The organism is Mediterranea massiliensis, assembly GCF_900128475.1.
GTDB lineage: Bacteria > Bacteroidota > Bacteroidia > Bacteroidales > Bacteroidaceae > Bacteroides > Bacteroides massiliensis_E.
In genome coordinates this window covers 1-25,858 of sequence record NZ_LT635832.1, presented here as the reverse complement: position 1 = coordinate 25,858, position 25,858 = coordinate 1, and the positions used below count along the sequence as shown (strand labels likewise).

Genomic DNA, 25,858 nt, shown 5'->3' with positions numbered 1-25,858 from the left:
ACAAAGCGACCGTCCGAATGCACGTTTTTCCACAACACGCTTTCTTCCACTCTGACAAAGCACTGCATGACCTGCCAACGAAGTACTGCATGACACCCTGACGAAGCACTGCATGAGCGGGTGACGAAGCACTGTGTCAGAGGGTCATGAAGCACTGTATCAAAACCCGTGGCAGAACATCGTCCGACAACCCGACCACCCATCTCCCCAAAGCAAACCGCCACGACTGCCCGTTGGCAGCCGTGGCGGCTCTGTATGGTATAGGTACCTTATTCGTTTAGAACAGCTTGGCAGGATATTCGCCGGCATCGACCAGCGCCTTGATCTTGTCTACCACGCTCTGGCGGTCTTCGGGGTAAGTCACGCCGAACCACTTGCTGGTGGTGTCGAGCACTTCGACCGTGGCCGTACCGTCGTTGATGAGCTTGTCCACCATCAGCGGGATAAAGAATTCGCTCTTCAGGTTTTCCATGTTCTTCGGATCGGAAAGGAAGCCCTTGAAGTATTCCTTGCTGTAACCGAAGTAGTCGGGAGTAAAGCCCCAGAAGTTCATGCTGACGGGAGTCGTTTCGGGAGTTGCCGTCCATTCGCCGTTGTCGTCGATGTACTTCACCTCGCCGTCGATGCGCTGAATCTTGGTGCGTTCTACAACGGAAGTCAGCAGGTGTTGGTCATTGGTAGAGCAAATGCCGCGCGACACGGTACCGCTCTCACTCAGTGTGTTGCCCACACGGAAGCCTACCATGGCATAAACGTTCTTCGAACCTTCGGGCAGCGCTGCCAGGAACTTGCCCATCACCTGGAAGGAATCGCGTCCATAGAAGTCGTCGCAGTTGATGACGGCAAACGGTTCCTGGATGGCCTTCTCGCCCATCAGCACGGCATGGTTCGTACCCCACGGTTTCGTGCGGCCCTCGGGACAGATAAAGCCTTCGGGCAGGTCGTTGAGCGACTGGAACACCAGCTCGCAGGGGATGTGGCCTTCGTATTTGGAAAGAATCTTCTCGCGGAAATCTTTTTCAAAATCCTTGCGGATCACAAAAACAAGTTTGCCGAATCCGGCCTTGATGGCGTCATAGATGGAGTAGTCCATAATGGTTTCACCGTTGGGACCCAGTCCGTCCAATTGCTTCAAACCACCGTAACGGCTGCCCATACCGGCTGCCAGTAAAAAGAGAGTAGGTTTCATATTTGTTATTATTTAAAGGTTAGTGTTTCCTGTTTCAACGCACAAAAGTAAGAAATAAACCGCAGGATATGCAAAAAAAATGATACAATCTTTGGACATCGGCGCAAAATCCCTCTAAAACGGATAACCGATGGCAAAATGCAGGGCCAACCCGTCCTTGAACTTAGCAATATTGTAATATCCCGACTGTCCCACGGCAGAAGGATCGTGGAGGGCTACACCGCAATCCAGACGGAAGACGAGGAAGTCCAGGTCGTAGCGCAGGCCGAATCCCGTACCCAACGCAATCTGTTCGGGGAACTTCTTCAACGAGAACTCGCCATTGGGACGGCCCTCGTCGGCACGGAGCAGCCACACGTTACCCGCATCGAGGAAGACGGCCCCGTGCAGGTCGCTGATGATGCGGAAGCGGTACTCCACATTGGCCTCGAAACGGATGTCGCCCACGTGGTTGATGAAGCCATACTTGTCTGTTTCCTCGTTGGCAGGCGCATAGCCGCCCGGACCGATGCTGCGGGCGGCAAAAGCACGGACACTGTTGGCTCCGCCGATATAGAACTGCTCGGTATAGGGGGCCGAGAGCATGTTTCCGTACGACCACACACAACCGGCCGCCACACGGGCCGCCAGCGACTGGTTACGGTCGATGCGGAAGTTGTAGCGGAACTCGCTGTTCAGCTTGGAGAACTGGGCGAACGGTACGCCCAGCAATTCCTTCTCCTGCTTGCCGAACGACTGACCGAAAGCCTGGTACAGGCAGGAGACCAGATTGCCCGCCGAGGTAACCGTCGTCTGCCACCAGTGCGTGCTCCGGCGATTCTTGCGTATCGAGGCATCATCGTAGGTATAGGTGTACTCCATGGCGGGGATGAACTGGTCGCGCAGACTGATGTACAGGGCCGGATTCTCGGCCTGCAGGTCAAGGAAGGCCTGGGTGGGGTCGCGCAGCACGTTGAACGTCAGCCGGAAAGGAGTGAAGCTATGCTTGCTCGTCGGCTTGGGCTGGAAATCGTAGGTAGCATTGCCGCCGAAAGCCAGCAGTTTGTAGTACTTGGCACGGTTCATCTGGTCAGCATAGAGGCGGAAGGTAGTCGTGGCCGGGAAGTCGTACTCACGGTCGCCCATGCGCGGAAAGACCACACGCGGGAAGGTCAGCGACGTGGAGATGCCGTATTCGTAGCTGTTCATCAGGGAGGAATGGTCACCACCCGTCTGCCATTCATAGGAGCCTGTCAGCTTCACGTTCCAGCTCTCACCGCCACCAAACACATTGTTCTTGGTCAGGGTAAAGGAGGCACCGGGCCCCACCTGGTTGTTGCTCTTCATCTTGATGTTGAAGTCCAGCTCGGCATCATAGGGCTTGTCCAAAGCCGTACGGATATTGACATCGAGCGTATCAGACACAAAGGCCGTGTCACGGGGTGTGAACTGCATCTCCATGTAACGGAAGATGCCCACGTTGGCCAGACGCTCCTGCACACGCGTCTGCCGATAGAGGCTGTACAGGTTCTCGGCCGACCGCTGCCGGCTGATGCCCGCACTGTCCTGCACCTGACGCTTGAGGCGGAAGCCCTTGTAATTGGTCCAGCGGTATAACATGTTGGGGCGTACCCGCAGCTTGTCGTGGAAATAAATACGCAGCCCGTTGTAGTCCACGCTGTCGTTGGGCGCCTCCCCGTTCTTGCCCAAGATTTCCACCGTCTTGCGCCCCAGATAGAAGGGCTTCTCGGCTACGGCAGGCATGCCCGGCACCGGAATCATGCGCATGCTGACGTGTCCGCCGGGCACCAGCGTCGTATCGGCCTGGAAAGTCAGATAATCGGGACGGAAATAGTAGCAGCCCACATTGCGCAGCAGGGTGCTGATGCGGGTCCGTTCGCCATCCAGGTCGAGCACGTTGAACTGTTCGCCCGGACTGATGAGCGAACGGCGGCGACCCAGTTCCATGATGCGTTGCGTCCGGTTGCTGAACCCCTGATAGGTCACCGTATCTATCATGTACGGATTGCGCATGTCCACGGTATATTGTATCTTGGCCTTGAGCGAGTCCTTGGGGTCGACAAACGTTTCGTACCCCACCGTCCCGTTGAAGTAGCCGTAATCGCGCAGCAGGTTGGAAGCCGCCTTGATGCGGATGTCCGGATTGACAGACGACATCAGTACGGGCTTGGCTGCAAAACGGTTGAATATCCACTTGCCCAGTCCTTTCTCGTATTTCACAAAACCATTGTACACCCACAGGCCAAGGGGAAAAGGGATACGCACCGTCGAGCTGCCCAGCAGCGAATTGTTGGGAGCGGTGGCCAAGGCAGCTTCCACCTCCTCGATTGCGGTCTCGCCCACCGGTGTCGGATAGGGATTGTGTATCACCATAGGCTTCTGCCCGGTGTAGAGCACTTCCCCTTCCGGCAGGTTCTTCGTGGTAGAGCAGGCAACCAAAAGCATCAGGACTGTTATGTAGGATATAATCTTCTTCATATCGTTCTCGTTAAACTTGCGGATGGACGTCAGGGTTCTCCCTTTTTCTTCTTTCTAAAAATAAAGAGCTCGCTCAGGCGGTCCATCTTGCGGCGCAGTACCAGACCGACACCCGTTTCGGTAATCTCCCCGTCGAGCACACTCTCATAGTTCTTGTTGTGGAAGGCACGGATGTATCGGGTACCCGAAGCGTCGAGTCTGTATTCCAGCGAGATATTGTCGATGAACGACTCCACATCATTGGTGGCATTGGCTCCGGTCGACACCTTACCGCCGATAATGATCTGCACCCGGTCGTTGAAGAGGCGCTGGGAGTAACGGAAACTGTAGTCGGTCTGCTTGTCGCCGGTCTCGGCAGATGTACGGTCCTCGATGCCGACACTGAAGCTGGCGCCCTTCATTCCACCGGCCAGGGCGTTGATCTGACTCTGCAGCACGCTGTTCAAGGCACTGCCCATGGTCAGTCCGCCTCCCTTGCCGCTGTCATTCAGGTAAATTCCCGTCGCCATCATGGTAATGGCCTGCTTGCTGCGTTCCTCGGCACCCATGGCCTGCAACTGGTTCTCCACGGTGGCATCTTCGGGAGCCGACAGGTCGAACACCAGTTCGGGACTTGCCAGCCGTCCCTTCAAAGCAATGGAAACATCGAAGTTCACCATGCGCGAACCACTGCCGTCGTCACCGTCGGCCACGGAGGCACGCATACGTTCCTGCGCCTTCAGGTTCAGCGTCGGGTCCATCACATCGCCCCGCCAGTCCACATAACTGCCGCTGACAATCTGAAACTCTTTCAGCGGAATGACGGGCAACGAGAATTTCATGACGCCTCCACTGAACGTATAACGTCCCGTCAGGCTCATGTCTCCCTGAGGGGTATATTGCCAGGAAAGGTCGCCTCCGCCTTCCAGCTCGATGTATTGCGAACGGTCGGGACTCAGGTCGGCCCGCAGGCGCACCGCATCGTCAATGTGGACAGACATCAGCATGTCCATGCCACCGAGAGGCACATTTGCTACCGCCGCCGAAGCCGCTGCCGTCGTATCACGGAAGGACACAAAAGATACCAGTCCGTCCAGACGGTCTTCCACCGTCAGCGGTGAGTCGGTCAGCACGTAAGTCACGTCGGTAGTTCCCAGCAAGTTCATGTTTCCCCTCATCTTCAGCGCATCGAGCGGACCTTTTACCGTAGCCAACATGTCGACCAGAACCTTGCCGTAGACCAGACTTTCACGTGTCCGCTTGGCATTGAGCAAGGTATAGTTGTTGGCCCGTAGGGTAAGGTCGGCCGTCGGCCGCTCCATGTTGCGGAAGTCCACATAGCCATTGATGGCAAAGGGATTGTCGCTGGTGGTATAGATGGCAAATTTGTCGAACACCAGCCGGTTGTTTTCCAGCCGGATGGGACGGTTGTCCATCCAATAGCGGGAGCCCAACATCTTGACGTACACATTGGCACTGTCCAGCGACAGGCTTCCGTCAACGGTCGGCTGATCCATGCTTCCCCCGATGAGGAGCTCACCGTCAGCCCGCCCTTGAAGCGTCGCCATCTGGTCGGGGACAAAGGCGTTGGCAATGGCCAGCGGCAAACGGGTAATGTTCGCGCTGATGTCCATCACATTCTTTTCACCCTGTTGCACCAGCGTACCGTCGGCACTCAGCACATCCTGATTGTTGTACAGGAAGTAGCTGCTCAGATAATGCGTATTTCCCTCGCCCGGCAACCAAGTCACGCCCAGCCCCACATCGCCCACAGGCTGTCCTTCATAAGTAAGCTTCTGTACATTGGCTTCGGCCGACACTTGTAGGGAGTTCTCCGTCTGGATATACTGGGCTTCGGCTGAGAACAAGCCGGTGAGACGGGGCAGATAAGGCATCACCTTGCTGAGCTCGCTCAGACGGAAACGGCTCAGCTCCACGTTCATATTCTGCAACGACACCGTATCCTGCCGATTGGACTGCATACGGAAACAGATGCCGTCATCGCTGTCCATATCCACATTGGCATAGACGCGCATGTTCTTGTGCAGATAAATCCAGTTGGCCTGATCCGCAAAGGTAAATTTGCGGTAGGCAATGATGGGGTTCTCGGGGATGAGATTCAGCAATACACCGTTTCCCTTCCCGTGTCCTTCGTTCAACGGTCGGGCATTGACGCCGAACAGAATACCCTTTTCACCGTTCTCGTCTTCGAAATCCAGTGTCAGTTCGGCGTCTTCGCTCCGGATTTCACCCGTCAGCGTGCTGCGGAACACGAACTGAGGATTTTGGGCATTGTTGATGACACCGCTTTGCAGCCTCATCCGTGTCGTATCCTGATGGACGGCAAAGAAGACAGTATCCAACTGCAACGAATCGGTATGCAGGCCGTGGATGGAAGTACGACCGTTGATACCCCATTCAGGAGTAAAGCCGAAGCTCAACTTCATTTCATGAAAACCCATGTGATACTGGGCCAGGAGGTCGTTTACCGGATTGTCTTCGCCAGCCTTTACAAACATGCCAGCCGATGGAAGTGCCCGTCGCAAAGCCGCATGATCAAGCCTCCGGTCCTCAATCTGTTTCATCAGCAGGTCGGCAAACTGATTGCTCTGCTCCATCAGCTTGTCCACCGTTCCCCGTGCCCGCAGCCACAGGTTCAAGTCGCCTGCCGACAGTTCCATCCGCACCGTGTCTCGCCGCACCTCCCCTTCCAGACGGAAAGCCAACGGACGTTTCAGGCGTTCGGGAATAAGCCCCAATTCATACAAGCCGACCCGCGACACATCCAAATCTACCGCACCGTCCAAATACTTACGGTCGAGCCTCATACTGCCATCCGCCTGCATCTTCAGCAATGCGTTGTCGCTGGTCAGGTTCACAGAAGCCAAGGCCGACTTCAGACCGGCTTTCAGATTGACTCCCGACAAATGCCACTTACCATACTGGAGGGCATCCAGCCGGAGCGAAGCGTCGGCCACGGTCCGCCGGGACAAGAAATCCACTCCCCTGCCCCGAGCCGCAGCGTGCATCGTCAGTTCATACAGACTGTCTTTGGGCAGGAAGTGATGGAGCTGGAGGGAGTCTACAGACAAATCGGCCCGATAGGCCTCGGTCGACAAATCGTAAAAGGCATCCAGGGCAAGACGTCCTCTCCCCTCCTTTATCTTCAGGTCCGATGACAGACGGTTACCTTCCAAGCCCACCTTGGCAGCCAGGTGCATGCTGTCGGGGATGGCCAACGTGCCGTCACCCGCCACACCGGCCAGTGTCGTCAGAAAGTCCAGGTTACGGGTCTGCATATCGAAATCCATCTGAACGGAACGGGTCAGGCTGTCAGTGACATTCCACAACTCACCGCCGCCCTTCATGGTAAAGGCACCGGGCAGGTCCACCAGGAAGCGGGATATCTGCATCTGCTTGAGATTTCCTTCCGTACCGGCACGAACGACCAAGGGATGGAACGGATAGGCTTTTTTGAATGCCTCGGGCAATCCGCCGGCAAAAAGAAGCACATCCGGCTTGCCGATACGAGCATCCAGGCGGACAGAAAGACGACCTGTCGTAGGAATCTCGACGAGTTCCCAATATGTCTGGGCAGCCAACTTCACCTCGCTGTGAGGCGTCAGCAACCGCAACCGGGGAATCTGTATCAATGTGGAATCGGCAAACACACGACCCGTCAGCGACGAAACGCTGAGCCCCGACCGCTCGTTCAAGGCAAACTCCTGAATCACGGCGTTCATGTTACGACCATAATAGAGCACCGAATCAATGCCCAACCGGATGTCACGAAGAGCGATGTGCGACGCATCGAATCCTTCAGCCGGACGTCCCGAACCGACATCATAACGCACCGACGCCCCTGAAAGGCGAAAACGCTGCCAGCCATAACGCTGGGCACCCAAATCAGCCTCCGCATCGGTAATCCCCAGTTCGGCAATCTGTGCAGACAGCGTTGTCGTGTCCAGCGGCATGGCCAGACTGGCAGACAAGTTTTTCAGCTTCAAGTTCTGCAAAGTCAGCTTCCACTTGACCGGAGCCGAAGTCGTGTCCTCTGGTTCGGAAGCCGTCGTATCGGACAGAAGCACATGCACCCGGGAATCTTCCAGCTCCACCTCGTTGAGCACCACTTCTTCCTTTACCAGATCTACACCATGGCTTTTCAAGAAGAAACGGCCCAGCTGTCCTTCCACACGCATTCCCTCCAGCAAATCGGCCGAATTGACAGAGACATCACTCAGGGTTACATGATCCACTTCCACCCGGCCATGCAACAAAGGCCACGCCTGAATGCGCACATTCAGACTGCCAAGGTCGAGCAACGTATCGGGAGCCTGTATGCCCTGCCCCGTTGAATCGGCCGGTTGCACCACCAAAGCGCCACGCACCAACAGATTGAGGGGGAAGCGCAAATCAATGCGCTCCACGGAGATATCCATGCCGGTAGCCTCGGAGGCAATCGCCGTAGCCTGTCTACGCAGGAAGTTCTGCACAGGGGGCACATAAAGCAGCACCATGAGCAGCGTAAACAAGGCAACAGGCGTAAGCAACACCCACAGCAATACCCGTAACCATCGTCTTTTTTTCTTTATCGGAGTCTCTTCTGTCACAACATCACGTATTTGAGTACAAAGTAAACAAATTCTGACGAAAAAAGTTAGTTTTTCCCGAAATAAGCACGATTGAACGCTTAAAGTGGAGCAGCTTCCAACACATCTTCTATCCGCTTCAAGGCTTCCGATGCCGCCTCAAGCAAGTCTTCGGAGAGAGGCTGTCCCGATGCTCCTTCCAGCCTTCTCAACAAGGCCACCAGTCCGGATGCTTCGAGCATGATAAACAAAGGTATCATCTTATGGGATACGGCTGCCATTTCCGACACATCACCTTCATCGACCGCCTGCCTTAACCGGCCGGCATTCCGACGGGTTTCCGCAACGAAACTCTCCAGAATAGTGCGCGAAGCCTCGGCATCGTCGGCCGAGAAGGCGGTCAGTGCCGCAAAATTATAACCCTGCGATGTGGAAACGGGAGGCGGCTGGGGCACTTCCCCGACCAAGGCTTTCTGCGACAATTCGGCCAACAGTTCGGCCACGGTAAAGGGCTTGTGCAGACAACCCGAGAAACCATGCTCCACAAATTCCTCGCGCTGCATGTCGCTCCGCGCCGTTACGGCAATGATGGGAATGATACGTGCCTGCGGAATATTGGAAGCCCGAAGCAGATTCAAGAGGTCGAATCCGCTGATGGCCGGCATCTGTACATCGGTCAGCAGAACATCGAACGGTTCACCGCGCAAGGCATCGAGCAACTCATCCGGCTGCTGGCAGCAGACGGAATCCAGTCCACCCTGTTTCAGCATAGCCGCCGTCAGAGTCAGCTGGATACGGTCGTCGTCGATGAGCAAGGCCCGCTTCACCACAGGTACCTGTTCCTCGTGACCGGCAGCAGGACGTTCCTCCTCCACCGTATCGGCCGCCTTGTCAATGTGTACGGGATAGATGGGGATCCGCACGGTGAAGGTGCTTCCCTTTCCAGGCACACTGTCTACCTCGATGGAACCCTCGAGCAACTGTACCAGCATCTTCACGATGGACAGGCCGAGGCCGAACCCTTCCTTGCCCTGCGCTCCCGGCAGCCGGGTAAACTCCTGAAAGATACGTTCGCGGTCGGACGGCTCCATGCCCTTCCCTGTATCGGCTACCGCTACGACCAGCATCCGGTCTTCATAGCGTGCGGTCAGGGTAATGCCTCCCCGGTCGGTAAACTTCACGGCATTGGACAACAGGTTGTTGATGATCTGACGCAGGCGCAACGGGTCACAGATAAAGGTCCCGTCCAGCTCGGGAGCCGTCTCGCAATGCAGAGCCAGTCCTTTGGCTGCCGTCAACGGCTCGAAGCTCACCCGAATCTCCTCCATCAGACGGGCCGGATGGAAGCTGACGCGATTGATTTCAGCCTTATGCAAGTCCAGCCGATGGAAGTCGAGCAGGTCTGTAACCAGCTTCAACAGATGTTCCGACGAAGTCTTCATGTTGTCCAGATAGAAACGCTGCCGCTCGTCGACGGTCAAGCGTGACAACAGGTCGGCATACCCCATGATAGACCCCAGCGGTGCCTTGAAGTCGTGCGTGATGGCCAGCATCAACTTCTCGCGCGTAGCGAGCAAGTCCTCGGCCCGGCGCCGCGCCTCTTCCAGTTCACGGCGGTAACGGTTGCTGCGGGTCACGTCACGTCCGATCAGCATCAGGAAAAAGGCGGAAAGCAAGACGGCACCCACGGCAATGCCTCCGATGATACGGGCCGAGCGCTGCCGCACCCGCTCCTGCCTTTCGTCCGCCTCGCGGGCCCGAAGCAGCACTTCCTGTTCATAACCTTTCAGCAGGCTGTCGATGCGGGCGTTGAGCATTTTGTCCAATCCACGCAGGTAGCGCTGGCGCCGCTGCACCGTCACCTGCTGTTCTTGCCGCTTCTGGGTTACGGCCTTCAGCCGCTCCTGCAGGGAGTCCACCGGATTGTAGGTATCGTAGAGAGTGTCCATTGCCACTTCGGTCGACGTGCGGATCTGGACCGTCGTATCTTCCTTGGGAGGCACGAAAACTTCCCCCAAGCGCTTGAAGAACCCTTTCTTCTCCTTCTTGGGCGTCCGGATGGTGTCGCGCCGCTTCACCACATGCTGCTGCACCCGCTGGCGGATGATGATGGTGTCGTGCTGGGCTATCATCTGCTCGATGTCGTTGGTGGAAATCAGGCTGTCGCTGGCCGCACTCATCATGCGCAGCAGGCGGATGGTATTCTCGTCCTTTTCGCGGAGCAAGGTCATCAGGCTGTCCTCCCACTGCATGTTGCGATCCTCGGAAAGGGTCAGATTGCCCATCTCCCGATTGACGAAGAACAGGGAGAACAGCAGCACGGCCAGCATCAAGGCATAGCCCAAAGTGATCTTCACACGCGAAACATGGGTCTTGGTACGCATAGGCTATCGGGTTTTAGAGCGGAAACGTCCCCACAACATCAGCCCGGCACTGGTCAGCCCGAAGGGAAAGGCCATCCACACCCCCGGCAGTCCCCAGCCGAGCACGAATCCGCAGAAATATCCTACCGGCAAAGATATAAGAAAATAGGCAATAAACGCTATCAGCATCATCGGTTTAACGTCGGTAATGCCACGCAGGGCATTGGCGAAATTGATTTGCAGGCCGTCGCCAAACTGATAGATGAGGAAGGGGAAAAACAACGCGGAAACCAGGGCAGAAACTTCCGCATTGTCCGTAAACCATCCGCCTACCCGACTGCGGAAGGCAAAGACGATGCTGAGCAGAATGACGCCCATGAAGAGGATGAGATGAAAGCCTGCGTAGGCCACGCGGCGCACATTCCGCACATCGCCCTGCCCGTGAAAATTGCTGACGCGCACCGCTACGGCCGCCCCCATGCCATAGAACATCATGAACGTGAATTGCGAAATGGTGAGCATAATCTGATGGGAGGCCAGCGCCAGCGTGCCCAGCCAGCCGACCATCACCGTACTGAGGCTGAACGAAGCGGTCTCCATCCCCATCTGCAGGCCGACGGGCCATCCCAAGGCATTGAGACGGCGGAACACCGGCACCGACCATCCCAACCGCCACACTCCGACCCGATAACGGGCAAACCGACGGCTGCGCCACACAATCAGCGCAAAGGTCACCACCATCACGATGCGCGACAGGAGTGTACTCAGCCCGGCACCCAGCAGTCCCAGCTCGGGCAGCCCCAGCTTGCCGTTTATCAGCACATAGTTGCCCACGATGTTCAGCGCATTGCCTCCCAGCAGCAGCCACATGGCCGTCTGTGTATCGGTAATGCCGTCGGTAAACTGCTTGAATCCGTTGAACAGCAGCACGAAAAGCAGGGAAGCCAGCAACACCAGATAATAAGGACGGATCAGCGGCAACAATTCCTCCGGCTGGCCCAACCGCCCGATGTTGAAGTACAGGACTCCCATCACCACCGTCAGCAACACTGCCACCAGCGCATTGGCCACCAGGCTGCACAACAGGGCCTGCCCCGCCTCGGCAAAGCGACGGTTACCGTAAAGGGCTCCCACCACCGGCGTCAGGCCATAGCTGAAACCTGTACTGAAAATGATGCACAAGTTAAACAGATTGTTGACAAACGAAGCCGCGCCCAGCTCCTCTGTACTGTGATGGCCAATCATCAGCGTATCGGCAAAGCCCAATATAATGACGCCCAACTGCCCCACCACAATCGGAAAGCCCAGGCGGACCAACGCACGATAGTGCCCGCCATAAGTCTGCATCCAGTGTTTCATCGAGAATTTTCTAAAGATAGTTTCGTAAATTCTCACAAAGGTAGTTCATTTATTCCAAATAAGCAAAGCATGTCCTGCGGCAGGTCTCATAAAAGAAGCGCTTTGAGAATTTGCCTTTTTCCATTTTTTTTGTTTATTTGCATGACAGAAACCTTTTTAATCGAACAACCATGAAGAAAAGCATGCCCCTCTGCCTCGTCCTTCTGTTATCGGTATTCACCGCATGCCATTCCACGAACGGCCAATCAGAAGACAACACAATCCTACTGCCGCTCAATCTGACCTCACCCCAGAAAGAGCTCCCCCTGTCATCCTTCATAGACAGTGTGACAACCATTCGGCTCGCCTTGCCGGACAGTATGTTCTTCGGCTCAGTTTCACGTATCTATTTTGAAGGGAACAACATCTATGCATCAGATTCCAAACAGAATGTTGTATTCCGTTTCGACCGCTCAGGCAGGTTCCTCAACAGCATCGGACGTCAAGGAGGCGGGCCGGGAGAATATACCGAATTATCTGGTTTCTTTCTGGGCAAAGACTGTCTGTATCTGGAAGACTTGGCTACCCGCCGAATCTTCAGCTATTCCCCCGATGGCACATTCATTCGAAACATCACCTTTCCATTCAGTTTAATTTATGATGACATTGTAGCCCTTCCGGACAGTAATTTCCTGTGCTATCAATTGTCCTGTTCACAATTGGACAACAGCAACGGACTTTGGATTATGAACGATAAAGGCGAAAAGGTAGAAACAATCCTGCAAAAGGAGGAAGTGTACCCCTACAGTTCAAGTATGTTTGCCCGAATGACTACCGATACGGAAGGAATTGTTCACGCTTTCAATCCTTCCAGCGGAGAATTTTACAGGTACGACCCCGTTCAAAAAACTGTCAGCCGGACTTATCAGTTCCAGCCCGATGTAAAATTAGAAAGTCAGTTCATAGGGCATAGGACAACGCTGGACATCAAGGATGAACGGGCCGGTTGTGATATGGCCATCGAATCCGACCATTACCTGTATACCCTTTGGAGCATCTTTTCCGATAGTCCGAGAGGAAGAGGAGTACATGTCCTGTATCATAAACAGACCGGAGAACTGACAACGTTCGAACGTCCCCTTATCGATCTTCCCGGCATGTTTTCATTAGGACTTTATGTTTCTTCCAATTATCCCAACGCGTTGGTCCTTCAATATTCGGATGAATATGTTGCGGAATATTATCCCAAAGAATATAAAGAATTGGAAATGAAAGAGAATATATTGCTTGTGAAAGTTCTGCACTTCAAGTGACGTGCAAGGCATGAGCTTCCCTCCCAAAGAAAGCAATCTTTCAGGCTGGAAAAAGCAATGATTTAGGCTGGGAAAAGCAATGTTTTAAGCTGGGCAAACGAATGATTTAGGCTGGGAAAACAGACGCTTTGCCCTGCTTATTTTTTTCTTTCATTCTTTCCGATAATGCAGTACCACTCCATTCTCGCGACGGAAGGCGCGGTCGGCCACCTGACGGAGGTGGTCGGCGGTGACGGAACGGTAGTTGTCCACCTCACGGTCGATGTCCTCGGCACGGCCGGTCAGCTCGAACCAGGCCAGGTTGGTGGCCACATTCAGGTAATGGATGTTGCCGAAAATCTGGGCGGCCTCGAACTTGTTCTTCACCTTTTCCAGCTCGGGTTCGTCGACCAGCTGGCGGCGGAGCTGCTCCAGTTCTTCGCGGACGGCCGCTTCGGCCTCATCGAGCGAGACTCCTTGCGAAGGCTTGCCGCTGATATGGATAAGACCCGCATCCCGACTGCCGGAAATGTAGGCATCAATGCTGGAAAAAAGTTTCTGTTCCTGTATCAGCCGGCGGTTCAGACGGCTGGAGCGTCCGTTGGCCAAGATGTCGGAAAGAATGTCGAAAGCATAATAGTCGGACTCGTCGCGGCGGCACATGTGGAAAGCCATGAAGAGGGCGTCGAGGGGGACAGGACGCTCCACGGTCAAGCGTCGCTCTTCGGTCTGCCTAGGTTCCTGCGGCAGACAACGGACGGGCACTTCGCGACGGGGAATGGGGCCGAACCATTTCTGCGTCAGGCGGACGGTTTCCTCCCACGTGATGTTGCCGGCCACAGCCAGGACGGCATTGTTGGGGGCATAGTGGCGGTAGAAGAATTCGCGCACCTCGTCGAGCGTGGCCTGCTCGATGTGCGAAAGGTCCTTGCCGATGGTAGGCCACTGATAGGGGTGGAAGCGATAGGCCAGCGGACGGAGCAGATGGCCCACGTCGCCATACGGCTGGTTGAGGCAGCGTTGTTTGAACTCCTCCATCACCACACCGCGCTGCACTTCGAGGCTCCGTTCGCTGAAGTCCAGCCCCAGCATGCGGTCGGACTCCAGCCAGAAGCCCGTCTCCACATTCTGGCGGGGCACGGTGAGGTAATAGTTGGTGATGTCGTTGTTGGTCCACGCGTTGTTCTCGCCGCCCGCCAGCTGGAGGGGAGTGTCATAGTCGGGAATGTGCAAGGAACCTCCGAACATCAGGTGTTCGAACAGATGGGCAAACCCCGTGTGCTGGGGATGCTCGTCGCGGGCGCCGACATCATACACGATATTCAGCGCCACCATCTGCGTGCTGGTGTCTTCGCAATGCACCAGCCGCAGGCCGTTGTCCAATATCTGCCTGTTTACCTTGAACATTCCCGCCGGGAGCTTACTTCAGCACTTCCACCTTGATGATCTTCACATCCTCTTCGGGACGGTCGTTGCGGTCGGTCTTCACCCGCTGGATCTTGTCGACCACGTCCATGCCTTCCAGCACTTCGCCGAAGACGGTGTACTCGCCGTCCAGATGGGGCGTACCACCCACGGTCGTGTAGGCCTTCACCTGCTCGGGCGTGAAGCGGAATTCGGGCTGGCCGGCCAGCTGCTTCTCCACCTGGGCTATGAGCGTGTCCTGCAGGTTCATCAGCCCTTCCTGGTCGCCTGCCTTGCGCATCTTGTAGATGTCCTTGGCATGCTTGGAGGCCAACGTGTTGAACAGGTTGTTGAAGCGCATCTGGTTCATCTGCTGCTCCATGCTCAGCAGGGCCGAATCGCTGTACACCTTGCCGGTAACGATGTAGAACTGACAGCCCGACGAAGCCTTCTGGGGATTCACGTTGTCCCCCTGGCGGGCGGCAGACAAAGCACCTTTCTTATGGAAATACTTGGGATAGACAAACTCGGCAGGGACGGTATAGCCCACATCGCCCGCACCCAGCATCTGACCCTTGGACGCGTTCTTCGAATCGGGGTCACCTGCCTGTATCATGAAGTCCTTGATGACACGGTGAAAGAGGGTTCCCTCATAGGTACCGTTCTCGGCCAGCTTGATGAAATTGTCCCGATGCTGGGGAGTTTCGTTGTACAGCTTCACCACGATGTCGCCCGCGGTGGTTTCAATCTTCAGTTTGGTTTCTTCGCTCATATCTTTCGCTTTTTTATCCGATTTGCAGGCCACAAAGCCGCAAACCAGGATGGTTAATAATACAACTGTTGCCTTTTTCATCTTACTTTTTGTTTAATTTAAGTCTGCAAATATACTAAAATCAGCCAAAACAGCTTACCTTTGTGTTGTAAAAGATAATATTTGCGCTTATGAAGTCTGTATTGATTGTAGAAGATGATATCACGTATGGCATGATGCTGAAGACCTGGCTGGGGAAGAAAGGCTTCCAGGTACAGTCGGCCAGCAGCATCGCGCGTGCCCAGAAAATCATTGAAACAGAAGCTATAGACCTCATTCTCTCCGACTTGCGCCTGCCCGACCGCGACGGCATCGACCTGCTGAAGTGGATGGGGCAACACGGCCGCCTGACTCCGCTCATCATCATGACGGGTTATGCGGACATCCAGTCGGCCGTACAGGCCATGAAGCTGGGCGCACGCGATTACGTGGCCAAGCCGGTGAACCCCGACGAACTGCTCAAGAAGATGGACGAAGCACTCAAATCTTCCGAGACCTCTACTTCCGCTCCCGCCCCTCAGGCCGAAAAGCCCCACACCGCACAGGAAGCCGCCGGCCAGAACCCTCCGTCCGACTATCTGGAAGGGGAAAGCGATGCCGCCAAGCAACTCTACAACTACGTCCGCCTGGTGGCCCCCACCAGCATGTCGGTGCTCATCAACGGAGCCAGCGGCACGGGTAAGGAATACGTGGCCCACCGCATCCACCAGCTGAGCAAGCGGGCGCAATATCCGTTCGTAGCCATCGACTGCGGCGCCATCCCCAAGGAACTGGCCGCTTCCGAATTCTTCGGCCATGTGAAGGGAGCCTTCACCGGCGCCCTGACCGACAAGACGGGAGCCTTCGTGGCTGCCAACGGCGGCACTATCTTTCTGGACGAAATCGGCAACCTGAGCTACGAGGTGCAGGTACAGCTGCTCCGCGCCCTGCAGGAGCGCAAGATACGCCCCGTCGGCTCGAACAAGGAGATACAGGTGGACGTCCGCCTGATATCGGCCACCAACGAAAATCTGGAGCAAGCCATCGAACGGGGCAACTTCCGCGAGGACCTCTACCACCGTATCAACGAATTCACCCTGCGCATGCCGCAACTGAAGGACCGCCACGAAGACATCCTGCTCTTCGCCAACTTCTTCCTGGACCAGGCCAACCGCGAAATGGACAAGCATCTGATAGGTTTCGACGAAGCCGCCTCGCGTGCCCTGACCGAATATTCCTGGCCGGGCAACCTCCGCCAGATGAAGAACGTCGTACGCCGGGCCACCCTGCTCGCCACAGGCAAGTTCATCACCCTGAACGAGCTGTCCGACCTCCAGCCCTCTCCTTCCCTCGCTGCCCACACGCCTGGCAGCATGCCCCTGCGCAACGAGGAGACGGAAAAGCAGCAGATCATCGAAGCCCTCCGCCAGACCGGCAACAACAAGAGCCGGGCCGCCCAGCTGCTCGGCATCGACCGGAAAACGCTCTACAACAAACTGAAGCTCTACAACCTTTCGGACATATTGTAGAAATATTCCACAATCCGTTCCACACATCCACACCCGTTTTCCACACTTCCACAACGGAAGGGGAAATCGCAAGTTCTTGCTTATCAAAGCGATAAGCAAGAACGAAGGTTTTTGGCACGCTTTTTGAAGTTAATTAGATGTGAGCGCGAGCTTACGCTGACAAAAAAGCAACTTAAACCTAAACTTTATATATATATATATACTCTTTTAAAAGGAAAGCAAGTGAAAGTAAAACGTTAGTATTAGTAGCAGCCCTGTTTATGTTTGTTTGTGGAGGGCTCTCCCCGGCCGCCTTCTGAAAAGAAGAGGCCGGGGGAGCCAATACCAGAAGCCGGAAACAAATCAGCCCTAAAATACTTCCGGCTTTCTCTTGGACAGCTCCGCACTTCGGACAGAAACATCTGCTCAAAGTTGCTGAAGAAGAGTAAGCACACTAACAAGAAAAAAAGCCGCCCCGTCTTGTCTATTCTGGGGGCGGCTTTTTCTTTTTTATCGCCTTGATGTTTCGCTATATTCTTACCAATGACGTTCAGGATACAGGTCGTTCCACCACTCGGGGCTGTCCTGCAACCACTTGGCAAACCAGGCCATGATGGAGTTGTGCCACAGGATACGCTTGTCGTAGTCGGCAATGAAGTGGTTCTCCCCGTCCACGGTTATGAATTCCACCGTCCGGCCCAGAATCTTCAACGCATTGTACAGCTGGATGCTCTCGCCGATAGGCACGTTGGTATCGGCCGTACCGTGCAGAAGCAGCAGGGGCGTGTGGATCTTGTCGGCATTGAACAGGGCCCCGTGCTTGGTGAAGAGGTCGGGCTGCGACCAGGGATAACTGCCTGCGGCGGCAATGGCATTGTAGGAATAGCCCCAATAGCCTTCACCCCAGTAGCTGGTGACGTTGCTGATGCCGGCATGCGAGGCGGCAGCGGCAAAGATGTCGGTCTTGGTCTGCAGATACATGGTCATGAAGCCGCCATACGAAGCACCCAGACAGCCGATACGCTCGGCATTGACAAACGGATGGGCTTCACAGAACTTCTTGGTACCCTCGATGATGTTGTCGGCCGTATAGTCGCCCCAGGCATTGACGTGGCGGGCAGAGAACTCCTGGCCGTAGCCGATGGTGCCGCTGGGCTGGATGACGTAGACCACATAGTCGCGCGAAGCAAAGAGCTGCGGACTGTAGGGCGAAGTCATGCCGCGCGTGGTAGGCGTGGTACCGCCGTAGTAATAGACAATCAGCGGATATTTCTTCTCGGGGTCGAAGTCGGGCGGCAGGCACATCATGCCTTCAATCGTCGTTCCGTCCGAAGCCGTGAAGTTCCACTCTTCCATCCGGCCGAACTCGATCTTGTCCAGCGTCTTCTGCATCGGATTAGCCAGCAGCTTGGATGTCTGCTTCTTGCAGTCGTACAGATAGGCTACGCCGGTCGAGGTGTTGCCACCGCCTACATAGGCCGCCACCTGGGGAGCCTTGTCGGCCAGAGAGAACGAAGAAATGACGTCTTCGGCCAGGGGAAGCAGCTCGAACGTGCCTTTCTTCGGTGTGTAGCGATAGATGTGCTGACAGTCCTTGTCGGTGGTATTGAAGTAGATGCAGCCGTCCGTACGGTTCCATTGCAGGAGGGATACCGAGGGATTGAAGTCGCGCGTGATGGGCGTTATCTCCTTGGTAGCCAAGTCCATCAGAAAAGCCTGCGTGTCGAAGTCGTTGGCAATGGGATGCGGACCGCAGTTCTTGCCGATGCCGCCGAAGGCCTCGGGGCTGCCGATCAGCACCAGCTGACGGCCGTCGGGCGAATAGGAAGCGGAGTTGAGGTAGGCATCCTCACGCACCAGCGTGTCAGCCTTCATCGTGTTCAGGTCGAGCTCGAACAGGGTGGTCAGGCTGTAGGGGCACTTCGTGATGTTGGGTTTCGACGTGGTGCAGAGCAACTTGGCGCCATCCCACGAAATGTCGTTCAGGTAAACGGGGCGCGAGCCGTAGGTCAGGCGCTCGGACACACCCGTCTTCAGGTCATACTTCATCAGGTAGGAGCGGTTGCGCGAACCGGGGATGCGGTCGTCGGGCATCAGCATGCGCTTCAGGGGACCGCTCACCTTCTCACCTTCGTCCGAAGACGAATAAATCAGGTAGTCTTCCGTGGGCGACCAGGTGAAACGGCCGTCGGGCACGTTGGTCATCACCGTCTCCTCGCGCATCGTGGCAGGGTCCAGCACCACGAGGTCTTTCCGTTCGTCGCCCGTCACGGTATAGTAGAGCTTGCTGCTCACCGGCATCCAGCGGGCATTGGTGGGCACGTTGGGATGAATCATGCGGCCCGTCTTCACTTCGGTCAGTTCCTGCCACGTGCGCGAACGCTTGGTGGAGTAGTTGTCCCAATAATACGTCAGCAGGTACTTGCCGTCGGGCGAGAGGGAGACGGAGTAGACCTTCTGTCCGAAAGCGGTATTGTAGAGCGACAGGCGGCGCTTCAGATCGGGAGCCATGTGGAAGGGAACGTTCTCGAAGTCCTTATCGCCCTCGAACGTGCACTTCAGCACGGGCTCGGCCTTGTCGTCGGCCGAGGCAAGGAGCTTGATGATGATTTCGTTGTCGGCCTCGGGCTCCAGACGCAGGCTGATTTCAGCAGGGTGCACCTGCGAGAGGCTGTCCTGGACAGCATCCTTCACATGCTTGGACACGCCGTTGACGAACACCTCGAAGCGGGCGGGCGAAGATACCTTGAGCTTGCCCTTCATGAAGCGTTCGGCCCGCAGGTTGGTGGCGAAGAGGTAGAGCAGGTTGTCGCGGTCGGCAGGGGCCACACGGACGTAACCGGCCGTATCGGCCTCGACGCGGTCGTAGGTATAGGAGTCGAAGTCCAGATTCACTTTTGTTTTCAGCAGTTCCTTCATGTCAAACTTGTCGCCCTTGAAGTTGATGCTGTCCCCCTGGAGGGGTGCCCGCAACGACACGGCGGGACGAAGGTAGAAAGCAGACGCCTGCTGTTGCTGCGCCTGCACGGCCATGCCTGCACAGAGCAGCAATGCCGGGAGTATCAGTCTTTTTTTCATAGAAAATCTGTGTTTTATCAAATCGGTCGTTACAAAGAAGCGGTAAGGCTGCGCCACAGGTTGTCCGACGGTACGGGGGCCACGACGTCTATCAGTTCCTTGGAAACAGGATGGACGAAGCGCACGTGGCGGGCGTGCAGACATATGCTGCCGTCGGGATTGGAGCGGGGAAAGCCGTACTTCAGATCGCCCTTGATGGGGCAGCCCATCTTGGCCAGCTGGCAACGGATCTGATGGTGGCGGCCCGTCTTCAGGTCCACCTCCAGCAGACTGTAATTATCCGAGCGGGCGATGAGCCGGTAGTGCAGGACGGCCTTCTTGCTGCCGGGCTTTTCGGTGTCGTAGGCGTAGCTCTTGTTCTGCTTCTCGTTGCGCACCAAGTAGTTCACCAGCTCGCCCTCGGTCTCGGCGGGCGTCTGCTTCACGATGGCCCAGTAGGTCTTCTTCACCTCGCTGTTCTTGAACATCTCGTTCAGGCGCAACAGGGCCTTGCTGGTCTTGGCAAAGACAACAAGACCGCTCACAGGGCGGTCCAGGCGGTGGGTCACACCGATAAAGACGTTGCCGGGCTTGTGGTACTTCTCTTTCAGATACTGCTTGACGGTTTCCGAAAGGGGTACATCGCCCGTCTTGTCTCCCTGAACAATCTCCGAAGCGGTCTTGTTGACGATAATGATGTGATTGTCCTCGTAAACGACGGTCATATCAATCGCAAATTACATGTTCATGCCACCGTCGATCTGGATCACCTGACCCGAAACGTAGGACGACATGTCGGATGCCAGGAAGGTAGCCACGTTGGCCACGTCTTCGGGCGTACCGCCACGGCGCAGAGGAATCTTCTTGCACCATTCGGCCTTCACCTCGTCAGAGAGGGCGTCGGTCATGGCTGTCATGATGAAGCCCGGAGCAATGGCGTTGGCACGGATGCCGCGCGAGCCGAGTTCCTGTGCGATGGACTTGGCCAGAGCAATCATACCGGCCTTGGAAGCCGAGTAGTTGGCCTGTCCGGCGTTGCCGTGAACACCTACTACAGAAGCCATGTTGATGATGCTGCCGGCTTTCTGGCGCATCATGATGGGCGTACAGGCGTGGATGAAGTTGAATGCCGACTTCAGGTTCACGTTGATGACCATATCCCACTGCTGCTCGCTCATGCGCATCATCAGGCCGTCGCGGGTGATGCCGGCGTTGTTCACCAGGATGTCGATGCGGCCGAAGTCCTGATGGATGGCCTCTACCACCTTGGCCGTATCCTCGAAGTTGGCGGCATTCGAAGCGTAAGCCTTGGCCTTCACGCCCATGGCTTCGATTTCCTTGGCTGTATTCTCGGCGTTCTCGTCGATGACCAGGTCCGTAAATGCTACATTGGCGCCTTCAGCGGCAAACTTCAATGCAATAGCCTTGCCGATACCACGTGCGGCACCGGTTACGATGGCTGTTTTTCCAGTTAATAATCCCATAATCGTATTGTTTAAAAATTAAAAGTATCTTTTCTTCTCCGTAAAAGTATCTTTTCCCGCCCGCATCACGGTGTCTTCGGTTCCTTGCGGTGCAGGGCGCCGAAGACGATGCGCGCCACGTACTTGTCGCGTGTGGCGTCGTCCAGATTGGCTCCGATCTGTCCGCGGATGTAGGGCACCTCGATACCTTTCACACAATAGTGCACCAGCTCGGCCGTCATGTCGAGGTCGTCTATCTGGAACACCCCCTTTTCCATGCCCTCGCGCAGCACCTCCTTGAAGAGCTGCACTTCCTTCTCGTCGAACTGCTTGCGCGCCTTCTCCACCTTCCAGATGTCGCGGAAGAAACCGGCCCGGAGCGTACCGTTGCGGTAGACCACCTCCTTCACCACGTCCAGACGGGTGTAGATCATCTCGAGCATCTTCTCGTCGGGCGAGATGTGCTTGTCGGCCACACGCTTCATGGTGTCCAGCAGGATGTCCAGCTGCGACTCGACCACGGCCAGATAGATGTCTTCCTTGCTCTTGAAGTAGGTATAGAGCGTGCGTCGCCCTTTCTTCGAAGCGAGGGCGATGTCGTTCATCGTGGTGTTCTCGACACCCATCTTCGCAAAGAGCTGACGGGCGACGTCCACTAACTGGGCTCTGGTCTTGGATAACGGCATGGTTCAATAATTGCACATTGCTTAATAATCTGAGCAAAAGTAAGACATTTCCCCTTATCACACAAGAAATAAAAAAAATATCTGCCGAATATTTGTTTTTTCCAAAATAAGTCGTACCTTTGCACTCGAAATCAAGAACATCGCGGAGTGGAGCAGTTGGTAGCTCGTTGGGCTCATAACCCAAAGGTCGTAAGTTCGAGTCTTGCCTCCGCAACCAATAAAAAAAGGAATTGCAATCGCAATTCCTTTTTCGTTTTCATCCCCCTGCTCAGTCGCGCAGGAGGATTTCACTTGGATTCTTCATTTTCAGATTCAGTTTGGTTTCCTTCGACAGAGGATTCCACAGAATACGACGACATTCCTGCGGGTCTGCCTGGAAGTCCGCATTCCTCGAGCCACTCAAGTATTCGGTGTCGATGCGGAAGGAATCGGTCTTCACCTCAAAACTGTACAATTCGTCCAGATTCAGATACAGATGGTCCACCGACCCACTGACCAGATCCAGCTGACGCGCCAAAACAGACAGGGCACGGAAACGGGAATTCTGCACAAACACCGTGGCAGGGCTGTCGGAGAAATCAATGGCCAACGAATCGCGTTGCAAGTCCTGCAACTCTACCGCATAAAGCATCTCTCCGTTCAAGCACTCAACGCTTTCGGGCAAGCGCAAAGAAAGAGGGGCAGTCTTTATAATAAAAGAAGGGGCAATCTTTCCTTCCGGCATCCTCTTCCGAAGCTCCTCCGGCGGGAAGCTGAACACAACATCCAGGGTATCTCCATTCGTCTCGAAGCTCATAAATTCCTCCATATCGGCCGCATAAGAGAAACTGCCGGTTGCCGTATCGGCCGGAGTCACTATCAGATGGGCAGTGTTCAAGGTAAAGTAATAAGTAAAATCATCCTTGCCATCGTACTTGTACAAAGTCTTGTCCATCTGGAATCTCACGACCTTGCAGGCAGGCAACGGACGCACCTGCTCTTCTCCTTCCAGGCGGACGGTCATGTCCGACACACTTCCGCTGTGCGTTCCCCAATAGATAATGGTGCCACTCATGCCGGCCAGCAGGGCCAGCAACACACCCAATATAATATAAGTAGTTCGTTTCATAACTTGTTATTCTTTTCTTGATTCTTGGCATAATCGCGGTACATCGCCGCCAGTTCGGCATCGGAAATGCCCAGCGTGTACAGCTGTTTGAAAAAATAGTCGACCTCGTTTGTCAGGAACTGTTCCTTGCGCAAGGCGAGAATCCGCTCGCGGGCACCCGCAGCCACAAAATAGCCGATGCCCCGCTTGTTGTAGATGATACCCTGCGACTGGAGCTGGTCGAACGAGCGCATCACCGTGTTGGCATTCACTTCCACCACGGCAGCATACTCGCGCACCGAGGGAATGCGGCTGTCTTCGGCAAACTTTCCCACCAGTACTTCGTCGCAGATGCGGTCGGCAATCTGCAGATAAATAGCTTTCGTATCTCTAAAATCCATACTTACCAACGATTAATGATTTCCGCTTCCTTCAAACGATAGTAGGCCGTCACCCAGCAGAAGATGGCAAAGGCGAACAAAAGACAAGTACAGAGTGTCACCGCCGTTTCTTCCTCCATGGGAGTATAGGGTCCGAAGTGCAGCGACTTGACCAGCGAAACCAGTACGGCCACAAAAATGGAAATGACGACAATCAGGGCTGCCGAGGTCTTGATGAAAGCATTCTTCGGCCACAAGGCACTGCCCAGCACATAGGCACTCTGGACGGCAAAGTAGAACGAGAAGCTAAAGAGTGTCCCCCGTCCGGTACTGAAAAATGGAGGAAACATCGTTTCATTTGTCAACTGTCCATAAGGGAAAATAGACGTAACACCAGTGTCAAATAGGGAAGAAATAAAAGCACGCGTCAAATCGGCCAATACAAAAGCCAAGGCATAAGCCAAAAGGAAAACGAAAGTATAAAGAAACCAACGTGATAAATATTTCTCGAAAGCGGTAGCCGGTAACATCAGAGCCGAAAGCCGACGGCGTTTGTCTTTCAGGAACTCCATCACAAACGAAGCACTCAACGTACCCATCGCAAATATCATGAAGCACCCGACTCCGAACTCGTTTTGCCAAAGCTCACTACTAAAACTAGGACGACGCCAGATGCGACCAGCCCAAATAAAAAAGACGGTCAAAGCACCATACATCGCAACCAGACGCAACATATTTTTCCGCCAATTCTCCACCAAATCTTTCTGACAGCAATTCAGAAAACGCGACATACTGAAAAAACGATCACGCATCATCTCTCCTCCTCCATTTTAGATTGAAACAATTCTTTTATCTTCTCGGGGTTGGCCAATACGGCACCGAAGAGCAGCTCCAGGTTGAGCTTCGTCTCCACGCCCTCACGATTGGGCAGCAGCAGGCTGTTGCCTTGCACCGAAGGCAGTTTGTACAGAGCCTCCTCGGCCAGGGCGGGGCTGTCGCTCTCCACAAACGCCAGTCGTTCGGTCACGCGTGCGATAGACTCGTCGAGCAGCACGCAGCTGTTGTTCATAATCACTACATGATCCAGCACATTGTCAATGTCCCTCACCTGGTGGGTGGAAATCACAATGGTCCGCTCGTCCGACATGCCCGAAGCGATGAACTTGCGGAACTGGCTCTTCGCCATGATGTCCAGTCCGTTGGTCGGCTCGTCCATCAGCAGCAGCGAGGTATGCGTGGCAAGTGCAAAACTCATGAACACTTTCTTCTTCTGCCCCATAGACAGCCCGCCCAGATGGATGTTCCAGTCCATCTCGAACAGATGTAGATAGGTCATCATGTCCTCCTTGCTGAAGTTGGGATAGAAAGGGCTGTTCAGCTCCACAAACTGAACCAGCGAAACGGCAGGCAAGTCAAATTCCTCGGGTACCAGGAACATATCCCGCAGCGTTTCGGGCAGACGTCTCCGCACATCCAGTCCGTGATACATCACGCGGCCATGCTTGGGCGTCAGCAGTCCGCACATCAGATATAATAGGGTAGACTTGCCCACCCCGTTCTTCCCCAGCAGTCCATATACCCGGCCTTTCTCCAGGGAAAACGAGAAGTCCGACAATACTTCGGGCTTCCTGCGTCCATAACTGAACGAAATATTCTCTACTTGTAGCATAACACATTAATTAATTATATACCAACACCCCATTCCTTCCATCCGACGAGCTGAAGGCCTGTCACTCTTCCGGATCAAGGATATATAGTGTATTAGATTAATAGTACACTGCAAATGTAGTGAAAGAAAGCGAAACAACAAACAAAAAGAGAATTTTCTTTTGCAAAAGAGCAAAAATACTTGGAAAAGAGTGCAAACACATTGTTTCGGTGCAACGCAGCACTTCGTGAGGTTCTGACGAAGCGCTTCATGAGGACCTGACGCAGTGCTTCCTGAGGACCTGAGGAAGCACTTCATGGGGAGGTGACGCAGCACTCCGTGAAGGTGTAAGGAAGCGCGGCACGGCAGGAGGAGGGAGGGAGAGGTGGAGGGGAGCAGAGGCGCGGAAGCGGAAAGGGACGGGAGGGCCGGCCGCAGGGACGGGACGTGCACAAACGAAAAGTCCCCCGTGACACGTTCGTCACGGAGGACTTCCACTGAAGACGGCGGCTACCTACTCTCCCACTGTTGCGCAGTACCATCGGCGTGACCGGGCTTAACTTCTCTGTTCGGAATGGGAAGAGGTGGAACCCCGGTGCTATAGCCA

General features: G+C 55.1%; 18 protein-coding genes, 1 tRNA gene and 1 rRNA gene. 4 read left to right on the top strand and 16 right to left on the bottom strand.

Annotation, left to right across the window (positions count from 1 at the left end; translation table 11 throughout):
- The first annotated feature begins 146 nt into the window (after nucleotides 1–146).
- Nucleotides 147–281, top strand: a complete 135-nt coding sequence (locus BQ7483_RS18120) for a hypothetical protein (protein WP_262493905.1) — start codon at nucleotides 147–149, stop codon at nucleotides 279–281.
- On the opposite strand, the gene BQ7483_RS00290 is transcribed toward BQ7483_RS18120, so the two are convergent.
- The 5 genes from BQ7483_RS00290 to BQ7483_RS00270 all read right to left on the bottom strand — a co-directional run bounded on the left by BQ7483_RS00290 (nucleotide 278) and on the right by BQ7483_RS00270 (nucleotide 11,957).
- Complete coding sequence (locus BQ7483_RS00290; protein WP_072544416.1) at nucleotides 278–1,189, bottom strand: glycosyltransferase family protein; 912 nt, start codon at nucleotides 1,187–1,189, stop codon at nucleotides 278–280. The genes BQ7483_RS18120 and BQ7483_RS00290 overlap by 4 nt on opposite strands.
- A 114-nt stretch (nucleotides 1,190–1,303) precedes the next feature.
- Entirely contained in the window at nucleotides 1,304–3,667 is a 2,364-nt protein-coding gene (tamL, locus tag BQ7483_RS00285) for a translocation and assembly module lipoprotein TamL (RefSeq protein ID WP_072544415.1), read from the bottom strand.
- A 29-nt stretch (nucleotides 3,668–3,696) separates the two neighbouring features.
- A complete protein-coding gene (locus tag BQ7483_RS00280) occupies nucleotides 3,697–8,163 on the bottom strand; it encodes a translocation/assembly module TamB domain-containing protein (RefSeq protein ID WP_083535608.1) in 4,467 nt (1,488 codons plus the stop codon).
- A gap of 173 nt (nucleotides 8,164–8,336) precedes the next feature.
- Nucleotides 8,337–10,619 (bottom strand): hybrid sensor histidine kinase/response regulator, encoded by a 2,283-nt coding sequence (locus BQ7483_RS00275; protein ID WP_072544414.1) that lies wholly within the window; start codon nucleotides 10,617–10,619, stop codon nucleotides 8,337–8,339.
- Nucleotides 10,620–10,622: 3 nt separating this feature from the next.
- On the bottom strand, nucleotides 10,623–11,957 hold the full coding sequence (locus tag BQ7483_RS00270) for an MATE family efflux transporter (RefSeq protein WP_072544413.1): 1,335 nt from the start codon (nucleotides 11,955–11,957) through the stop codon (nucleotides 10,623–10,625).
- Between the two features lie 110 nt (nucleotides 11,958–12,067).
- On the opposite strand from BQ7483_RS00270, the gene BQ7483_RS00265 reads away from it, so the two are divergent.
- Nucleotides 12,068–13,249, top strand: a complete 1,182-nt coding sequence (locus tag BQ7483_RS00265; protein ID WP_139247476.1) for a 6-bladed beta-propeller — start codon at nucleotides 12,068–12,070, stop codon at nucleotides 13,247–13,249.
- Nucleotides 13,250–13,399: 150 nt separating this feature from the next.
- On the opposite strand, the gene BQ7483_RS00260 is transcribed toward BQ7483_RS00265, so the two are convergent.
- Both BQ7483_RS00260 and BQ7483_RS00255 read right to left on the bottom strand, forming a co-directional pair.
- A complete protein-coding gene (locus BQ7483_RS00260; RefSeq protein WP_072544411.1) occupies nucleotides 13,400–14,635 on the bottom strand; it encodes a M16 family metallopeptidase in 1,236 nt (411 codons plus the stop codon).
- Nucleotides 14,636–14,648: 13 nt separating this feature from the next.
- A complete protein-coding gene (locus tag BQ7483_RS00255) occupies nucleotides 14,649–15,485 on the bottom strand; it encodes a peptidylprolyl isomerase (RefSeq protein ID WP_072544410.1) in 837 nt (278 codons plus the stop codon).
- Nucleotides 15,486–15,574: 89 nt separating this feature from the next.
- On the opposite strand from BQ7483_RS00255, the gene BQ7483_RS00250 reads away from it, so the two are divergent.
- Entirely contained in the window at nucleotides 15,575–16,951 is a 1,377-nt protein-coding gene (locus BQ7483_RS00250; RefSeq protein ID WP_022020326.1) for a sigma-54-dependent transcriptional regulator, read from the top strand.
- 516 nt (nucleotides 16,952–17,467) lie between these two features.
- On the opposite strand, the gene BQ7483_RS00245 is transcribed toward BQ7483_RS00250, so the two are convergent.
- From BQ7483_RS00245 to BQ7483_RS00230, 4 genes are all read right to left on the bottom strand, one after another.
- Complete coding sequence (locus tag BQ7483_RS00245) at nucleotides 17,468–20,008, bottom strand: S9 family peptidase (RefSeq protein ID WP_072544409.1); 2,541 nt, start codon at nucleotides 20,006–20,008, stop codon at nucleotides 17,468–17,470.
- A gap of 29 nt (nucleotides 20,009–20,037) precedes the next feature.
- Nucleotides 20,038–20,712: an RluA family pseudouridine synthase gene (locus BQ7483_RS00240; protein ID WP_072544408.1), complete on the bottom strand. Its 675-nt coding sequence runs from the start codon at nucleotides 20,710–20,712 to the stop codon at nucleotides 20,038–20,040.
- Between the two features lie 12 nt (nucleotides 20,713–20,724).
- Nucleotides 20,725–21,471 carry a 3-oxoacyl-[acyl-carrier-protein] reductase gene (gene fabG, locus BQ7483_RS00235; RefSeq protein ID WP_072544407.1) on the bottom strand — a complete coding sequence of 249 codons (747 nt, stop codon included), beginning with the start codon at nucleotides 21,469–21,471 and terminating at the stop codon, nucleotides 20,725–20,727.
- Between the two features lie 65 nt (nucleotides 21,472–21,536).
- Nucleotides 21,537–22,136 (bottom strand): TetR/AcrR family transcriptional regulator, encoded by a 600-nt coding sequence (locus BQ7483_RS00230; protein ID WP_072544406.1) that lies wholly within the window; start codon nucleotides 22,134–22,136, stop codon nucleotides 21,537–21,539.
- 141 nt (nucleotides 22,137–22,277) lie between these two features.
- On the opposite strand from BQ7483_RS00230, the gene BQ7483_RS00225 reads away from it, so the two are divergent.
- Nucleotides 22,278–22,353, top strand: a tRNA-Met gene (locus tag BQ7483_RS00225).
- A 51-nt stretch (nucleotides 22,354–22,404) separates the two neighbouring features.
- On the opposite strand, the gene BQ7483_RS00220 is transcribed toward BQ7483_RS00225, so the two are convergent.
- The 5 genes from BQ7483_RS00220 to rrf form a co-directional block, all read right to left on the bottom strand.
- Nucleotides 22,405–23,244, bottom strand: a complete 840-nt coding sequence (locus tag BQ7483_RS00220) for a hypothetical protein (RefSeq protein WP_139247475.1) — start codon at nucleotides 23,242–23,244, stop codon at nucleotides 22,405–22,407.
- On the bottom strand, nucleotides 23,241–23,624 hold the full coding sequence (locus tag BQ7483_RS00215; RefSeq protein WP_072544404.1) for a GntR family transcriptional regulator: 384 nt from the start codon (nucleotides 23,622–23,624) through the stop codon (nucleotides 23,241–23,243). The genes BQ7483_RS00220 and BQ7483_RS00215 overlap by 4 nt, the downstream gene beginning before the upstream one ends.
- Nucleotides 23,625–23,626: 2 nt before the next feature.
- Entirely contained in the window at nucleotides 23,627–24,337 is a 711-nt protein-coding gene (locus BQ7483_RS17395) for a hypothetical protein (protein ID WP_139247474.1), read from the bottom strand.
- A gap of 77 nt (nucleotides 24,338–24,414) precedes the next feature.
- The gene (locus BQ7483_RS00205) at nucleotides 24,415–25,272 is read right to left on the bottom strand and encodes an ABC transporter ATP-binding protein (protein ID WP_072544402.1); all 858 of its coding nucleotides are present in this window, start codon (nucleotides 25,270–25,272) and stop codon (nucleotides 24,415–24,417) included.
- A gap of 480 nt (nucleotides 25,273–25,752) precedes the next feature.
- Nucleotides 25,753–25,858: ribosomal RNA gene (gene rrf / locus BQ7483_RS00200) — 5S ribosomal RNA — on the bottom strand; the annotation flags it as partial.